The organism is Streptomyces umbrinus (genome assembly GCF_030817415.1).
In the GTDB taxonomy this organism is placed as follows: Bacteria; Actinomycetota; Actinomycetes; order Streptomycetales; family Streptomycetaceae; genus Streptomyces; species Streptomyces umbrinus_A.
In genome coordinates, this window is sequence record NZ_JAUSZI010000002.1 from 1,545,812 (window position 1) to 1,560,188 (window position 14,377).

15 protein-coding genes and 1 pseudogene are annotated in these 14,377 nt (G+C 70.0%); 9 read left to right on the forward strand and 7 right to left on the reverse strand.

What is annotated here, in order from left to right:
- Window positions 1–183 precede the first annotated feature (183 nt).
- On the forward strand, window positions 184–1,614 hold the full coding sequence (locus QF035_RS07620; protein ID WP_307519145.1) for an MFS transporter: 1,431 nt from the start codon (window positions 184–186) through the stop codon (window positions 1,612–1,614).
- Window positions 1,615–1,716: 102 nt separating this feature from the next.
- Window positions 1,717–2,970 carry a PucR family transcriptional regulator gene (locus QF035_RS07625; protein ID WP_307519146.1) on the forward strand — a complete coding sequence of 418 codons (1,254 nt, stop codon included), beginning with the start codon at window positions 1,717–1,719 and terminating at the stop codon, window positions 2,968–2,970.
- A 29-nt stretch (window positions 2,971–2,999) separates the two neighbouring features.
- On the opposite strand, the gene QF035_RS07630 is transcribed toward QF035_RS07625, so the two are convergent.
- A complete protein-coding gene (locus tag QF035_RS07630) occupies window positions 3,000–3,482 on the reverse strand; it encodes a GNAT family N-acetyltransferase (RefSeq protein ID WP_307519147.1) in 483 nt (160 codons plus the stop codon).
- Window positions 3,483–3,626: 144 nt separating this feature from the next.
- On the opposite strand from QF035_RS07630, the gene QF035_RS07635 reads away from it, so the two are divergent.
- Together QF035_RS07635 and QF035_RS07640 are read left to right on the forward strand one after the other, a co-directional pair.
- Window positions 3,627–3,989 (forward strand): DUF1304 domain-containing protein, encoded by a 363-nt coding sequence (locus tag QF035_RS07635; protein ID WP_307519149.1) that lies wholly within the window; start codon window positions 3,627–3,629, stop codon window positions 3,987–3,989.
- Entirely contained in the window at window positions 3,986–4,537 is a 552-nt protein-coding gene (locus tag QF035_RS07640) for a TetR/AcrR family transcriptional regulator (RefSeq protein ID WP_307519150.1), read from the forward strand. The genes QF035_RS07635 and QF035_RS07640 overlap by 4 nt, the downstream gene beginning before the upstream one ends.
- A gap of 19 nt (window positions 4,538–4,556) precedes the next feature.
- On the opposite strand, the gene QF035_RS07645 is transcribed toward QF035_RS07640, so the two are convergent.
- Both QF035_RS07645 and QF035_RS07650 read right to left on the reverse strand, forming a co-directional pair.
- Entirely contained in the window at window positions 4,557–5,435 is an 879-nt protein-coding gene (locus QF035_RS07645; RefSeq protein ID WP_307519151.1) for a hypothetical protein, read from the reverse strand.
- Between the two features lie 80 nt (window positions 5,436–5,515).
- A complete protein-coding gene (locus tag QF035_RS07650; protein ID WP_307519152.1) occupies window positions 5,516–6,532 on the reverse strand; it encodes a GlxA family transcriptional regulator in 1,017 nt (338 codons plus the stop codon).
- Between the two features lie 70 nt (window positions 6,533–6,602).
- Here QF035_RS07650 and QF035_RS07655 point away from each other — a divergent pair, with 70 nt between their 5' ends.
- Window positions 6,603–7,553 (forward strand): NADP-dependent oxidoreductase, encoded by a 951-nt coding sequence (locus tag QF035_RS07655; protein ID WP_307519154.1) that lies wholly within the window; start codon window positions 6,603–6,605, stop codon window positions 7,551–7,553.
- Window positions 7,554–7,643: 90 nt separating this feature from the next.
- Here the strand turns inward: QF035_RS07655 and QF035_RS07660 are convergent, their stop codons facing one another.
- Both QF035_RS07660 and QF035_RS07665 read right to left on the reverse strand, forming a co-directional pair.
- Window positions 7,644–8,753 carry an NAD(P)-dependent alcohol dehydrogenase gene (locus QF035_RS07660; protein WP_307519156.1) on the reverse strand — a complete coding sequence of 370 codons (1,110 nt, stop codon included), beginning with the start codon at window positions 8,751–8,753 and terminating at the stop codon, window positions 7,644–7,646.
- 58 nt (window positions 8,754–8,811) lie between these two features.
- Entirely contained in the window at window positions 8,812–10,269 is a 1,458-nt protein-coding gene (locus QF035_RS07665) for an aldehyde dehydrogenase family protein (protein ID WP_307519158.1), read from the reverse strand.
- Between the two features lie 105 nt (window positions 10,270–10,374).
- Between QF035_RS07665 and QF035_RS07670 the strand changes: the two genes are divergently transcribed.
- A complete protein-coding gene (locus tag QF035_RS07670; protein ID WP_307519160.1) occupies window positions 10,375–10,803 on the forward strand; it encodes a MarR family winged helix-turn-helix transcriptional regulator in 429 nt (142 codons plus the stop codon).
- Window positions 10,804–10,990: 187 nt separating this feature from the next.
- Complete coding sequence (locus tag QF035_RS07675) at window positions 10,991–11,371, forward strand: anti-sigma factor antagonist (RefSeq protein ID WP_307519161.1); 381 nt, start codon at window positions 10,991–10,993, stop codon at window positions 11,369–11,371.
- A 9-nt stretch (window positions 11,372–11,380) separates the two neighbouring features.
- On the opposite strand, the gene QF035_RS07680 is transcribed toward QF035_RS07675, so the two are convergent.
- The gene (locus QF035_RS07680; protein ID WP_307519163.1) at window positions 11,381–12,061 is read right to left on the reverse strand and encodes an SDR family NAD(P)-dependent oxidoreductase; all 681 of its coding nucleotides are present in this window, start codon (window positions 12,059–12,061) and stop codon (window positions 11,381–11,383) included.
- A gap of 56 nt (window positions 12,062–12,117) precedes the next feature.
- Between QF035_RS07680 and QF035_RS07685 the strand changes: the two genes are divergently transcribed.
- Window positions 12,118–12,534: a MerR family transcriptional regulator gene (locus QF035_RS07685; RefSeq protein ID WP_307519164.1), complete on the forward strand. Its 417-nt coding sequence runs from the start codon at window positions 12,118–12,120 to the stop codon at window positions 12,532–12,534.
- A gap of 109 nt (window positions 12,535–12,643) precedes the next feature.
- Here QF035_RS07685 and QF035_RS07690 read toward each other — a convergent pair whose 3' ends face one another.
- Window positions 12,644–13,213 carry a hypothetical protein gene (locus QF035_RS07690; protein WP_307519165.1) on the reverse strand — a complete coding sequence of 190 codons (570 nt, stop codon included), beginning with the start codon at window positions 13,211–13,213 and terminating at the stop codon, window positions 12,644–12,646.
- A 204-nt stretch (window positions 13,214–13,417) separates the two neighbouring features.
- Here QF035_RS07690 and QF035_RS07695 point away from each other — a divergent pair.
- Window positions 13,418–14,028: pseudogene (locus QF035_RS07695) on the forward strand (nucleotidyltransferase domain-containing protein).
- The last annotated feature ends 349 nt before the right edge of the window (window positions 14,029–14,377 follow it).

The following is a 14,377-nucleotide window of genomic DNA, read 5'->3' on the forward strand; positions in this document are numbered from 1 at the left end:
GCTTGGGGCGGTGCCCCAGGTTCCGCCTCCGGGCGAGGGGTGGGTTAGACGACGTGCTGACAGTTCGCCTTCCGCCTTCTGTCAGTTCGCTGACAAAGGCGTGCCGTCGATTCCATGCCGTGGGCCAGAGCCCGGGCGGCGCTCTCCCGCCGACAATCCGTGCGACGGCGGAAGGAGCGTCTTGTGGGACGTACACGGCTGTTCGCGCTGTTCTCCCTGCTCACACTGACCGGGTTCATCACGACGCTCGACAACACGGTCATCAATGTGGCCCTGCCGACCGTGCAGCGCGAACTGAGTCTGACGGTGCCGGACCTGGAGTGGGTGGCCGCCAGCTATGTGCTCAGTTTCGGCGCGCTGCTGCTGCCCGGCGGGCGGCTGACCGATCTGTTCGGACGCAGATCCGTGCTGGCGGCCGGGATCCTGGTCTTCACGGCGGCGTCGGCGGCGGCCGCCCTCGCGGACAGCGGGGGCATGTTGATCGCAGCCCGTACGGTGCAGGGGGTCGGGGCCGCGATGGTCATCCCGGCCTCGCTCGCCGTCATCGCGGTCGATCTGCCCGCGCGGCTGCGCGCGACGGCCGTGGGCCTGTGGACCGCGGCGCTGGCCGTGGCGCTGGCGCTGGGACCCGTGGTGGGCGGCTTCGTCACCCAACGGTGGGGCTGGGGCTGGGTGTTCGCGCTCAACGTCCCGTTCGGGCTGATCGCGCTGCTGCTGATGCCGGCCGTACCCGGCCGGTCCGCGCCTCGGCGAGGTGGTCTCGATCTGCCCGGTGTGCTGCTGTCCGTGCTCGCGCTCTATCTGCTCACCTACGGTCTCGTGCGCGGGCAGGAGCACGGGTTCGGCACCGCGCCCGTACCGCTGTGCCTGGGCGTTTCGGCGGTCGCCGCCTGTGTGTTCGTCGTCGTGGAGGCGCGGACCGCGCGCCCGCTCGTCGAACTGCGGCTCCTGCGCGACCGGTTCCTCACCGGTGGGATCGCCGCGCAGGTGCTGTGGGGCATCGGCGTCAACGGGGTGTTCTTCTTCACGGCCCTCTATCTCCAGCGGGTGCTCGGCTTCTCGCCGACGGGGGCGGGGCTGGCGTTTCTGCCGCTGGCGGGTGCGCTGCTGCTGGGGACGCCGGTGGCCGAGCGGGCGGCCCGCGCACTGGGCGCGCATGTCTCGATCGCGGGTGGCCTCTGCCTGGTGGCGGTCGGTCTGCTGTACGTCTCGGGCGCGGGTGCGCGGGCCGGCTTCTGGGATCTGCAGCCGGGGCTGCTCCTGATCGGCTGGGGTTCCGCGTTCACCACTCCCCTGACCGTGCGCTGTCTCGCGCAGGTTCCGGAGACGGGGATGGGAATGGCGACCGGTCTGGTGAGCGCGGCCCGCGAGGTCTCCGGTGTGTTCGGGGTGGTCCTGGTGGGCGTGGTGCTCACCCGGCGTGAAAGCTCCGAGCTGCGTTCCGGCACCGATCCGCGCGACGCGTTCCTGGAGGGCTACGACCTCGGGCTCCGGCTCGCGGCGTGCTGCGTACTCGCGGGTGCGTTCGTGACGCTGGTGACGCTGCGCCGTCGTGGGCGTCATCGGCGGGTGGTGGCGCGGAGCAGAAGCAGGATTCCCCTTGTCATGAAGTGACAAGCCCCCGGTGCATGTCTGTCAGTCGCCGATGAAGCTGGGCAGAATTCTTGCGGGTATCGTCACCGTGCCCCACTTCCCGTGCGCAGAAGGAGCCGCTGCGTGACCGGATTCCGCATGCTGGAGAAGATCGAGGCCACGAACGCCACGGCGAGGGCCGAGGAGGCCCAGGGCCCGTTCAAGGCGTTCCCTTCGGGTCTGCACGACCATCTCAGACCGTTCTTCGACGACATCACCGAAGAGGTCGTACGGGCGATCAGAACCGAGATCCCGGAGTACGCGCGGCCGACGGACGACACGTACATGCAGGTCGTGCATCAGGGCGTGGAGCATGCGCTGCAGGGGTTCCTGGAGCGGATGGCGAAGCCGGACACCGACTGGCAGCCGGTGACGGCGACGTATCAGCGCATCGGCCGGGGCGAGGCGGACGAGGGACGCAGTCTCGACGCGTTCCAGTCGGCGCTGCGGCTCGGCGCGCGGGTGACATGGCGCCGGATCAACGCGCTGGTCGACGCCGATCTGCTGCCGCGTCATGTGCTGGCCGCGTTCGGGGAGGCGCTGTTCCTGCACCTGGACGAGATGGCGGCCGCGACGACGGCCGGGTACACCGAGGCGCGGCTGCACGCGGCCGGTGAACTGCAGCAGCGGCGTTCGCGGTTGATCGATCTGCTGATCGTGGACCCGCCCGCGTCGGTCGCGGCCATCACGGATCTCGCGCACACCGCGCAGTGGCCCGTGCCCCGCTCGCTGGCCGTGGTCGTCATCGATCACGGGGCGCAGGCCGGGGCGTCCCAACCGCCCATCGTGCCACCGGAGTTCCTGGCACGGTTCGACGTGCGCCCGGCCGTGCTGGTGGTGCCCGATCCGGAGGGCCCGGGCAGGGCGCGTGCCGTCGCCGGTGCGCTGCAGGGCCTACGGGCCGTCATGGGGCCGAGCGTCGCGCTCCAGGAGGGGGCGAGGTCGCTGCGGTGGGCGGCGGAGGCGCTCGATCTGGCCCGGCGGGGCGTGCTGCCGGACACGCAGATGGTGCGCTGCCGGGACCATCTGGCCACGCTGATGCTGTTCCGCGACGAGGCGCTGGTGGAGGCGATGGCCGACCGGCATCTGCGCCCCCTGGACACCATCCGGCTGCCTCAGCGCGAGCGCCTCGCGGAGACACTTCTCAGCTGGCTCGAGTGCGGCCACAACGCGAGCGAGGTGGCCGCCCGTCTCGCCGTCCATCCGCAGACGGTCCGCTATCGCATGCGTCAGCTCGACGAGTTGTTCGGCGACCGGCTGCACGACCCCACCACCCAGTTCGAGATGCAGTTGGCGCTGCGGGCGCTCAAGCTCCGGAGGGCGGCCCGGGCACGGTGAGCGTCACAGAAACTGACCGAAGGTGAGTATCACAGCGACTGGCCCAGGGTGAGCGTGTGCGGTCCGAAACCGTTGCGCTCGTAGAACCGGATCGCGTCCGCGTTGGCCGCGTACGCCGTCACCTCCGCGAGCTGGGCGCCCTGTTCCCGCGCCCAGTCGAGGAAGGCCGCCACGAGCCCCGCTCCCGTCCGGGTGCCGCGGTGGGGCGGGCGCACGTACAGGCTGTGCAGGGTGGCGAGCTTCACCGGGCGCATGGCCGAGCCCTCCGCGACGGTGCCCACGAGGTGACCTACGACCTCCCCGCCGTGCTCGGCCACGAGCGACAGCCGGGCCGGATCGTCGATGCCCTTGGCGAATCTCTCCGCACCTTGCGCGAGAGGCCAGTTGATGTCGACGGTCGCGTCCCGGGTGCCCGCGTCCTCGGCGAACAGGGCGGTGCTGGAGGCGACGAGCGCCGGGAGGTCCTCGCGGCGGGCCCGGCGGACGACTGGCTGGTCGTGGTGGTCACTCATGGGACAGGACGGTAGCTGCCGGGTCCGACAGTGCCACCGGGCAGCGCTCCTCGACGCCTGGGATTTCCTGGACAGGTGTCCATGTATAGTAGACACCTGTCCAGGAAATCCCAGGAAATTCCCCTTGAAGGATCCCACCTCCCCATGCAGACACTCGCGAACGTCCTGGTCGGCCTTGTCGCCGCCCTCCACGCGTACATCCTGGTTCTGGAGATGTTCCTGTGGGAGAAGAAGCCGGGGCGCGGGCTGCACGGATTCGACCCCGAGATGGCGAAGGCCACCGCCGCCCTCGCAGCCAACCAGGGGCTCTACAACGGCTTTCTCGCGGCCGGCCTCGTCTGGGGACTCATCGCCGACGACCCCACGGGCTTCCGCGTACAGGTCTTCTTCCTGGCGTGCGTGATCGTCGCGGGTGTGTACGGCACGGTCACCGCGAACCGCCGCATCCTGTTCGCGCAGGCCCTGCCCGGCGCGCTCGCCCTGGCCGCCGTCCTCGTCGCCCGGTGACCTCCGACCCCAGGGCCGAGCGCACCCGGGCCAAGCTGCGCCGGGCCCTCCTCGACGAGTGCGCCCGACGGCCGCTCGCGGAGGTCAGCGTCGCCGCACTGGTGCGCGCGGCCGGGGTCGGCCGGGCCACGTTCTATCTGCACTACGCCGACATGGAGGCGCTGGCCGTCGACGCCTGCGCCGATGTCGTACGGGACGCCGTGGACGCCCTGCACGCCTGGCGGGGCAGGCCCGACCCCAGGACCGCACCGGACGCCCTGCTCACCTTCTTCGCGGGCCTGCCCCCTCATGCCCCGCTCTACCGCGCCCTGTTGAGCCCGGGCGGCGGCGGACCGCTGGGCCGCGTCCTGCACCGGGACCTGCGGGCCCGCAGCCTCGCCGAGCGTGAACTCGTCGGCGCGCCGGAGGCGCCGCTCGTCGCCTCCGCCGTCGCCGCGACCTTCGCGGGCGTTCTGGCCGACTGGCTGCACGGGCTCGTCGAAGCCACTCCCGAGGAGATCGCCCACAAAGTGTGGCGGCTGCTCGTGGCCCTGCACGCGAGCCGGTAGGACGCCGCCGGACGGAGGGTCAATCGCAGCCCATCCCCTTCTTCACCGCCGGCCACGCCTCCACCCCGTCCGGCGTGCGGACGTACGCCTTCTTCTTGTCGGCCGTCAGCCACAGTTCCCACTCGCCGTGGCGGTAGCCGGTGTCGCGGGCGCCGTCGGGCAGGGCGGCATCGCCGTCGTACGGGGCTGTGAGCAGCCCGGACAGCACGCCCTCGGGATCACGGGCGTACAGCACGCGCTTCGCGCCGTGCCCGAGTTCGAGGAAATGGGCCGACTGCCAGTCGCAGTGCTCCGAGCCCTGGGAACTGCTGATGGTGGTGACCGGGAGCCGACGGCCGCGCGCGTCCGTCCAGACCTCGTACCCCTGGTCGTCGGTGAAACTCTCGGGGAACTCGGCCGGGTCGCACGAGGCGGTCGTCTCCGGGCCCCAACCGGGCCGGTTCGGCTGGTCCTTGGCGACGATGACGGCGACCTTGGTCCGACCCCCGACGTCGTACGAGAACAGCACACGGTCCCCGTCGTCGCGCTCGACGCGATAGCCGGACCTCGGGACGCCCGGCTGCTCGATGTCGAAGTACGCCTCAAGCCCTTCCGCCGGGGTCGAACCGCCGTCGCCCTTGCTCCAGTTGCCCCCGAACCCGCCCGAGTGGATGTCCCCCTCGCACTCCAGGGCCAGCCCCGCCGCGCCCGACTCGGCCTCGGTCGCCCGTTGGCTGTCCTCGTCGTACTCCTTGTGCGGCACGCGCAGCGGTCCGCTGTAGGGCGTGGTCGACGCGGGTCCACCGTCGAGGAGCCCTCCGTCGGTGTGCCCCTTCTCGCTCTCCACCAGCACCGTCACAAGTGTCGCGACCGTCACGATGCCCGCCACCGCCAGTCCGCCCGCCTTGATCCCCCGCATAGCTCCGCCCCCTGCCGGCCGTGTCGCCGTGTCCCTCCTCCGACGCACAGACCCCTCAGGACGTTCGGACGGAGTTCGCTTCAGCTCTGCCGGGCCGTCTGGAACGTACGCCGGTAGGCCTGCGGTGAGACGCCGATCGCCGCGTGCAGATGCTGCCGGAGCGAGGTGCCGGTCGCGAAGCCGACCTCGCCCGCGATCTGATCCACCGGGAGATCGCTGGCTTCGAGCAACTGCCGTGCGCGGACGACGCGTTGCTGGATGAGCCAGCGGCCGGGGCTCATCCCGACCTCGTCGTTGAACCGGCGGACGAACGTGCGCAGGCTCATCCGGGCGTGCGCGGCGAGATCGCCCAGGGTCAGCGGTTCGCCGAGGCGTTCCAGGGCCCACTGCCGGGTGGCCGCGGTGCCCGCGGTCGAGGGCTCGGGCACGGGCTGCTCGATGTACTGGGCCTGACCGCCGTCCCGCCACGGCGGCACCACGCAGGACCGGGCCACGCGGTTGGCCAGCTCGCTGCCGTGGTCCTTGCGCACGAGGTGCAGGCAGACGTCCACACCGGACGCGGCTCCCGCCGAGGTGAGGAGCGAGTCCTCGTCGACGAACAGCACATCGGCGTCCAGGTCCACGTCCGGGAACATCTTCCGGAACAGCGGGGCCAGCTGCCAGTGCGTCGTCGCCCGGCGTCCGGCGAGCATCCCCGCCGCCGCCAGGACGAAGGCGCCCGTGCAGATGGACACGATCCGGGCGTCCGGCCGGATGGCCCTCAGCGCGCCGGCCACCGCCTCGGGGAGATCATCGCTGAGCTGCGACAGCGCGAACGGCGGGATGACGACAGTGTCGGCCGTACGCAGCGCTTCGGGGCCGTGTTCGACGGTGATCGAGAAGTCCGAGCTGCTGCGCACCGGCTGCCCGTCGACCGTGCAGGTCAGGATCTCGTACCGGCCCTCGGCCGAGCCGAAGACCCGGTTCGGGATGCCGAGTTCGAAGGGGTAGACCCCGTCCAGGGCCAGGACGACGACCCGCTCCACGGGTCCGTCGTACTCCCCGTGCCGGGAGGTCTCTGTGGGGTCGGGGCGCTCCCCGCATTGCGTCTGCAGCATGGCACGATCCTATCGAACAATGGCAATCATGCCATTTCCTCGGCTCTCGCGGCCCGGCAGGCTGGAGCGCATGAGCACTGAGAACACGATGCGCGCGATCAGTCAGGACGTCCTCGGCGGTCCCGAGGTCCTCAAGGAAGTGGAGCTGGAGATCCCGAGGCCCGGGCCGAGCGAGGTGCTGATCCGGGTGCACGCGGCGGGCCTCAACCCGACCGACTGGAAGCACCGGGCGAACGGCAACTTCCTCGGAAAGCCGCCGTTCGTCCTCGGCTGGGACGTGTCCGGCGTCGTCGAGGCGATCGGCGTCGGCGTCACCCTCCACAAGCCGGGCGACGAGGTCTTCGGCATGCTGCCGTACCCGTACGGCGTAGGGGCGCACGCCGAGTACGTCACCGGCCCCGCGCGGGCCTTCGCGCACAAGCCGGCCGAGGTCGACCACACACAGGCGGGCGCGATCCCGCTGGCCGCGCTGACCGCCTGGCAGGCGCTGGTCGACACGGCGGACGTCCGGCCGGGGCAGCGGGTGCTGATCCACGCGGCGGCCGGCGGAGTGGGGCATCTCGCCGTGCAGATCGCCAAGGAGCGCGGGGCCTACGTGATCGGTACGGCCAGCGCGGGCAAGCACGAGTTCCTGCGGGGCCTGGGCGTCGATGAGGCGATCGACTATCGGGAGACCGACTTCGCCGAGGCCGTGCGGGATGTCGATGTCGTGCTGGACACGATCGGGGGCGACTACCGGTCGCGGTCGCTCAGGACCCTTCGGCCGGGTGGACTGCTCGTGTCGATCCTGCCGTCCGGGTCGCCGGCGCTTGCCCAGGAGGCGCAGGGGCTCGGTGTGCGGGCGATCGAACTGGTCGTGGAGGCCGATCAGGCCGGGATGCGGGCGATTGCCGAGCTGGTGGCTGCGGGGCGGCTGCGCGCCGCGGTTGCCGAGGTGTTTCCGTTGGCCGAGGCCTCGAAGGCCCATGCGCTCGGGGACACCGGGCGGACCGTGGGGAAGCTTGTTCTTCAGGTTCGGTAGCACCTTGTGGGGCGCGGGTACCACAGGTGGTGTTGAGCTGCGAGCCGGTTGTGGCCGGCCGCGCAGTTCCCCGCGCCCCTTACGGGGCACTCAGGCGAATGTCAGTACCGGCTTGATCGTCTTGCCCGCGGCCATGTCCTGGACGGCCTGGCCGATGTCCTCGAACGCGTAGGTGCTGATCAGCCGGTCCAGTGGCAGTCGGCCCTCGCGGACCAGTTTGACCAGGGCCGGGATCGCGGTCTGGGTCTCCTGGTCGCCGAGGGTGAGGCCCACCAGTCGCTTGCCGCCGAGCATGCCGTTGACGTCCAGGGCTACCTCGGAACCGAACGGTGGGGCGCCGACGATCACCGCCGTACCGCGGGCGGCGAGCGCGTCCACGCCCTTGCGCAGGACGATGACGTTGCCGGTGGTCTCGACGACCCCGTCGGCCCCGGCCCCGCTCGTGATCAGCTGGACCGCGTCGACGATGTCCGCCTCGTTGGCGTTCACGGTGTGGGTGGCGCCCAACTCGCGTGCCAGTTCCAGGCGTTCGACGACCTTGTCGACGGCTATCACCGTCGTCGCGGGCGTCAGTGCCGCGGCCATCACCGCCGACAGACCGACCGCGCCGGCGCCCAGGACCACGACCGTGTCGCCCGTACGGGGCTCAAGGACGTTCCAGACCGCGCCCACGCCTGTCTGTACGCCGCAGCCCAGCGGCGCGAGGGACTCCAGCGGGATGTCCCTGTCGACCTTGACGAGGCTGCGCTCGTCCACCAACGCCCTCTCGGCGAAGGAGGACTGGCCGAAGAAGTGGCCGCCGAGCGGGGCCCCGTCACGGCTGATGGTGGCGGAGCCGTCGGCGCGGCGGCCGCCGAGGAGGTTCAGCGGCAGCCAGGCGGCGCAGTACGCCGGGTGGCCGTCGCGGCAGTTGCGGCAGGAGCCGCAGGAGGTGAAGGACAGCACGACGTGGTCGCCGGGTTCGACGCCCGTGACGTCCGGGCCGACGGCCTCGACGATCCCGGCGCCCTCGTGGCCCAGTACGCCGGGCAGCGGGAACGGCAGGCCGCCGCTCGCGACCCCGAGGTCCGTGTGACACAGGCCCGCGGCCACGATTCGGACCAGGACCTCATGGGCGCGGGGCTCGTCGAGCTCCACGTCGGCGAGGGTGAAGGGCGCTCCCCCGGACTCGACCACGGCTGCGCGAGTGGTGGTGGACATGCTGCGAACTCCCTTGGGTGAGGGTGAGTTGAAGGGGTGAGCCTGGCTGCGGGGGCACTCAGTCGAACGAGATGACGACGGACTTGACCTTGGTGTAGGAGGCGAGCGCCTCGGGCCCGTACTCGCGGCCGAAGCCGGAGGCCTTGACCCCTCCGAAGGGCACCGCGGGGTCGAGCATCGCCCAGTCGTTGACCCACACGATGCCCGCCTGGAGCCGGTCCGCGACGCGGTGCGCGCGGGCGAGGTCGGTGGTCTGCAGGCCCGAAGCCAGGCCGTACGGCGTGGAGTTGGCCAGTTCGACGGCCTCGTCCTCGGAGTCGAAGGGCTGCACGGTCAGGACCGGGCCGAAGATCTCCTCCTGGACCACACGGGAGTCGTTCGACAGGCCCGCGATGACCGTGGGTTTGTAGTAGAAGCCGCCGTTCAGGTCCAGGCGCTCGCCGCCGCACACGATCCGACCGCCCTCCTTGCGGGCCAGCTCGACGTACTCCTCGACCTTCTTCAGGTGCCGCTCCCCCGCCATGGGCCCGACGACGGTCTCGGGCTCCCGGGGGTCGCCGACCGGGACGCCGGGGACGGCGTCGGCGAGGATGCCGACCACGGTGTTGTAGAGGGGGCGTGCGACGAGCAGGCGCGGGCCGCCCATGCAGAACTGGCCGGTGTTGAAGACGAAGCCCTTGATGACCGCGCCGATGGCCTTCTCGACGTCGGCGTCCTCGAAGACGATGTGCGCCGCGTTGCCGCCGAGTTCCATGGTGACCGACTTCAGGCCCTCGCCGGCGACGCTCGCCGCGTGCCTGCCGACCGCGGTCGACCCGGTGAAGGCGATCTTGTCGACGCCGGGGTTGCGCAGGAGCGCCTCGCCCGCGATCGGTCCCGTGCCGGTGACGACGTTGTAGACACCGTCCGGGACGCCCGCCTCCTGGAGCAGACCGGCCATGTAGAGGGCGCTGAGCGGGGTCTCCTCGGCCGGCTTGTGCACGACCGTGTTTCCGGCCGCGAGCGCCGGGGCGATCTTCGATCCCGCGAGGATCAGCGGGAAGTTGAAGGGCGTGATCGCGGCGACGACACCGATCGGGCCGGGCTTGGTGTAGGCGAGGCCGTTGAGCGGGGTGTCCCGGGTCGCCCCGTCCAGGGTCCAGGCGAGGGAGGCGTAGTACTCGTAGTCGTTGGCCGCGTTCGTCACGTCGACCGCGTGGCACAGCGTGATCGGCTTGCCGACGTCCTGGCTCTCCAGGGCCGCGATCTCGTCCGCGTTCTCCCGGATCAGTTCGGCGACGCGGTGCAGCACCCGGCCGCGCTCACGACCGCTCATCGTGGCCCACGGTCCGCGGTCGAACGCCTTCCGCGCGGCGCGTACGGCCGTGTCGACATCGGTGGCGGAGGCCTCCGCGACCGTCGTGACCACCTGGCCGGTGGACGGATCGAACACGTCCGTACGCGCTCCGTCGGCCGCCTCGCGCCACTGTCCACCGATGAACAGCTGCCCGGGCCCGCTCTCGAAGGTGGTCGTCATTGCCCACTCCTCAGCCTCGATCGCCAAGATTTCAACCAACAGGATTCCTGTTGGTTCGCAGTCTCTTTACAGACAGGTTTCCTGTCAATGCCCTACGCTGAACGCATGGTCGTCACCAAGGCACCCCCGTCGCTGCTGTACATGGTCAAGCAGGTGGAACTCGTCGTACGGTCCCGCCTCGACGAGTTGCTGAAGCCCACGGGGATCACCGCACTGCAGTACACCTCGCTCACCGTCCTGGAGCGGCACGACGGCCTGTCCGCGGCGCAGCTCGCCCGCGACTCGTTCGTGACCGCACAGTCCGTGGCCGATGTGATCCGGTCCCTGGAGACCCGCGGCCTGGTACGGCGCGAGCGCAATCACCGCAACCGCCGCGAGCTGCTGATTCTCCTCACCGAGTCTGGCCGCGATGTGCTCGCTCGGCACGCCGAGCCGGTGCGGGAGCTGGAGGAGCGCATGGTCCGGGATCTCACGGCGCACCAGACGGACCAGTTCAGGCAGGCGCTGTCGAAGGCGTGGCAGTCGCTGTCCTGAAACTGGCGGGCGACACGTCCTTTAAATCGAAGACATATGTCAATCGAACATGCTGAAATTCACCCCATCGAGGGTAACTTGCTGAGTGGGGAACGGTTGGGCGGCCGCCAGCCGCACACGGCCGCGTCTACGCTCACGGAACGACGTCACCCTGGCCCCCGGTGACCTTGTTGGAGGTGATGTCGTCGTGCGCAACGAGTCCGCGCCGTTCACTCCTCATCTGCGTGTCCACCAGGACCGCGGGCACACCGTGCTGGAGTTCCACGGAGAGATCGACATCATCGCGGCGCTGGACATCGTCCCGGCTCTGGACGCGGCCACGGGGCACCCGGCCGCGCGGGTCGTGCTCGACCTGCGGCACATCGAGTTCTTCGACTGCTCGGGCCTGCGCCTGCTGTACCGGGCCCGGCGCCGGGTCCTCGCCCAGGGCGGACGGCTGTACCTGGTCTGCACCCACCCGCTGACCCTGCGCATCCTCCACGTGACCGGGCTCGACGACGTGCTGCCTCCGCTGTCGAGCATGGACGAGGCCCTCGGCCAGCCCGAGGCAGCCTCGGAGTCCTTATGACCGGGCTCCTCAGCAGCGGCCGGCGTGCAGCACCTCGCGGTCCCACAGATGACGCGGCTGCGTGTGCAGCTGCCAGTAGTGCTCGGCGATGTCGTCGGGGTCGAAATCGGTGCCGAGAGCGACCGGGCCGTCCACGGTGACGCTCGCCACGTGCACTCCGGAGGGGCCGTACTGCTGATCGAGCAGCGCGACCAGGGTGCGGACGCCCGCCTTGCCCAGGGAGAGGCTCACGTACCGCGGCTCGGGTTCGGGCATGCCGCCCGTGACAAGGAACGTTCCACTGCCGCGCGCCGCCATCGCGGGCGCGAGGCGTGCCGCGGCGTTGAGCGCGCCGACCACATTGACCGCCCACGCCTCCATGTGTTCGCGTACCGAGAACTCACCCAGCTCGTCCGCGCGGACGAGCGCGGCGTTGTAGACGGCCACCTCCGGTACGCCGTGCTCGTCGATGGCCTGGTCGAGGGCCGCGTCCAACTCGGCCCGGTCGGTGCAGTCGGCCTGCAGCGTGACGATCGGAACGCCATGAGAAGCGCCGAGAGGTGCGCCGAGGGAAGCGACCTCGCCCGCCACGGCGCGCAGCGTCTGCCCGCCCCTGGCGATCAGCGTGATCGGCAGACCCTTCCTGGCGAACCGACGGGCGACAGCCTGCCCGATCCCCGGTCCCGCACCAATGATCACTGCACCTGACATGGCCGGGCTCCCCTGCTTCACGATCAGCGATATGTGAAGGTCAAGGAGAAGGCCGGATGCGAATCGGCGACCTCGCTCACGAAACCGGGGTGAGCAGGAGGCTGTTGCGCTACTACGAGGAGCAAGGCCTCCGGCCGGTCCGGTTGGGCAACGGCTACCGCGAGTACGTCGAGACGGACGTCGCAGCGGTGCACCACATCCGAGCCATGCTCGCCGCCGGGCTCTCCACCTCGGTCATCGCCAAGCTCGTGCACTGCGTGCGCGACAAGGACGAACTGAGCGTGCCGTCCGGCTGCCCCACCTTCATCGGTGAGTTGCGGCGCGAACGCACCCGCATCACCGAGGCGATCAGCCAACTCGAGAGCTCCCGGCGCATACTGGACGCCGTTCTCGACACGGCCCCCCTGGACGGGGAAGATCCGCCACACGAGTCTGCCCTCAAAAGACCAGGTCAGTCGCGTGCCCCGGCATGAGCGCGCCCCTTGAGGCCCACGCTCGAACACGCCTCGGCCGGAGGCACTCCGGCCAGGAACCGGGCAGTTCCGCGAGGGCTCCTCAGTGATGAGCCTCAGTGATGAAGCCCTACTTCAATGCCGACTTCAGCGCGGAAGCAGGGGACCCTGAGTCCGTGGAGGGCATCTTCCAGCGGAATGCGACGTCGTCGCCATCGACGTAGACGAGGGTGCCGCCCTTCTCGGCGGCGGTGATATCGAAGACAACAGAGTCGGCCTGGTAGGTCTTGGGCGAGATATCTGGACCACTCTCGCTGAATCCGACGGGAGCGATCCTTCCCGCCCCCTCGCTGTTCCCCGCCTTGACGGTCTTCCCGTCGGACGCCTTCCACCGAAAGCCACCCTGGCGGGCCGTGGTCGTCACCGGGGTCTTGGACCGATTTTCGGCTTCGAACCTGACGACCGCGAAGAGACCGTGCTCCGGCCGTTCAGTGCCGGCCTTGTCGACGTAGACGACGGCATCCGGGGTGATCTGCGCGGTGCCCTTACCACCGGCACCAGCCGTGTCGGCGCTCTGCCCGAAAGTGAGCGCGGTGCGCGGACTCGGCTGCGGATCGCTCCTGTCGTCATTGCCGGAACAGCCAGTGAGACTCAGACAGCAGGCTGCTGCGAGCGCGGATGCGCTGATGATGTGGCGCATGATCCCCCCGGATAAAAGCAGATGCAGTATGCAAAGTCTGCGTCACGCCTGCAAGGCGGACGGATCATCTTTGCCCTGCCGCAACGAATGGCGCGCCCCTCGGGAGATCCTCCGGCGACCGTGCCCACGCCCATACCGACGCCCTGGGGCCCGACTCCTGCAGGTCATCAGCACCGAGGCGGCCAACGGAACAGGATGAGCGACATGACGTACGAGCACACCTCCTTGGGCAGTTGGGATCCCGCGCCCCTTGCCGAAGTCGCCGACCGGTTCCGGGATGTGAGGAATCCCTGGTGGGTCGCGGGCGGCTTCGCGATTGAACTCGCGGTGGGCCATCGCAGCCGAGATCACGGCGACGTCGATGTCCTGCTCCTGCGACGCGACCAACTCACCGTCCAACAAGCCCTGCCGGACTGGGAATGGTGGGCCGCCGATCCGCCCGGAAGCCTTCGTCCATGGGTGTCCGACGAGGTTCTCCTGAGAGCGTGCACGACATCTGGTGCCGGCCGGGGCCAGGCGAACCCTGGCGGATCCAGATCATGCTCGACGAATCCCATGGCCAGGAGTGGGTGTCACGCCGTGATCCGCGAGTGCGTCGCCCGCTCGACAAGCTGGGCCTGATCTCCACCGACGGTATCCCCTACCTCGCACCGGAGGTGCAACTCTTCTACAAGGCCAAGGAGCCCCGGCCCAAGGACGAAACAGACCTTGCCGCAGCCCTGCCCGTACTCACCGACGATCAGCGACAGTGGCTCGTCCACGCCATCACCCAGGCCTACGGAGCACATCCGTGGGTCAGCCGACTACTGCGTTGATGCCGGCGACGGGACTGGTGACATACCCGGAATCCGTCCTGGCGCAATGCCAGTGTTTCGGAAGAGGCCACGATCTCGTGGGACGCGGCATGCTCACCGGGACCGTTGTTCGGCCGTCGCATGGTCCGGATCGGCCACGCCGAGGCGAAGAAACTCCTGGCCCGCGACAACGACCCCGCCCGGCCGGTTCCCGACATCACCTTCGAGAAGCACCACACGCTGCGCGCCGGCGGGGACCGCATCGAGCCGGGCTGGGCCCCTTCGAAGTTCCAACCTCAACGAGGACGTTCCCGGAACCATCGCCGCCGCCGACGTCTACACGGCCGGCACGACGTTCATGATCCTCGAA

Coding starts and splice junctions, on each gene's coding strand:
- QF035_RS07655 (WP_307519154.1), top strand. CDS start 6,603: ATGAGCACTGAGAACACGATGCGCGCGATCAGTCAGGACGTCCTCGGC.
- QF035_RS07680 (WP_307519163.1), bottom strand. CDS start 12,061: ATGTCAGGTGCAGTGATCATTGGTGCGGGACCGGGGATCGGGCAGGCT.
- QF035_RS07670 (WP_307519160.1), top strand. CDS start 10,375: ATGGTCGTCACCAAGGCACCCCCGTCGCTGCTGTACATGGTCAAGCAG.
- QF035_RS07645 (WP_307519151.1), bottom strand. CDS start 5,435: ATGCGGGGGATCAAGGCGGGCGGACTGGCGGTGGCGGGCATCGTGACG.
- QF035_RS07685 (WP_307519164.1), top strand. CDS start 12,118: ATGCGAATCGGCGACCTCGCTCACGAAACCGGGGTGAGCAGGAGGCTG.
- QF035_RS07690 (WP_307519165.1), bottom strand. CDS start 13,213: ATGCGCCACATCATCAGCGCATCCGCGCTCGCAGCAGCCTGCTGTCTG.
- QF035_RS07660 (WP_307519156.1), bottom strand. CDS start 8,753: ATGTCCACCACCACTCGCGCAGCCGTGGTCGAGTCCGGGGGAGCGCCC.
- QF035_RS07630 (WP_307519147.1), bottom strand. CDS start 3,482: ATGAGTGACCACCACGACCAGCCAGTCGTCCGCCGGGCCCGCCGCGAG.
- QF035_RS07650 (WP_307519152.1), bottom strand. CDS start 6,532: ATGCTGCAGACGCAATGCGGGGAGCGCCCCGACCCCACAGAGACCTCC.
- QF035_RS07635 (WP_307519149.1), top strand. CDS start 3,627: ATGCAGACACTCGCGAACGTCCTGGTCGGCCTTGTCGCCGCCCTCCAC.
- QF035_RS07665 (WP_307519158.1), bottom strand. CDS start 10,269: ATGACGACCACCTTCGAGAGCGGGCCCGGGCAGCTGTTCATCGGTGGA.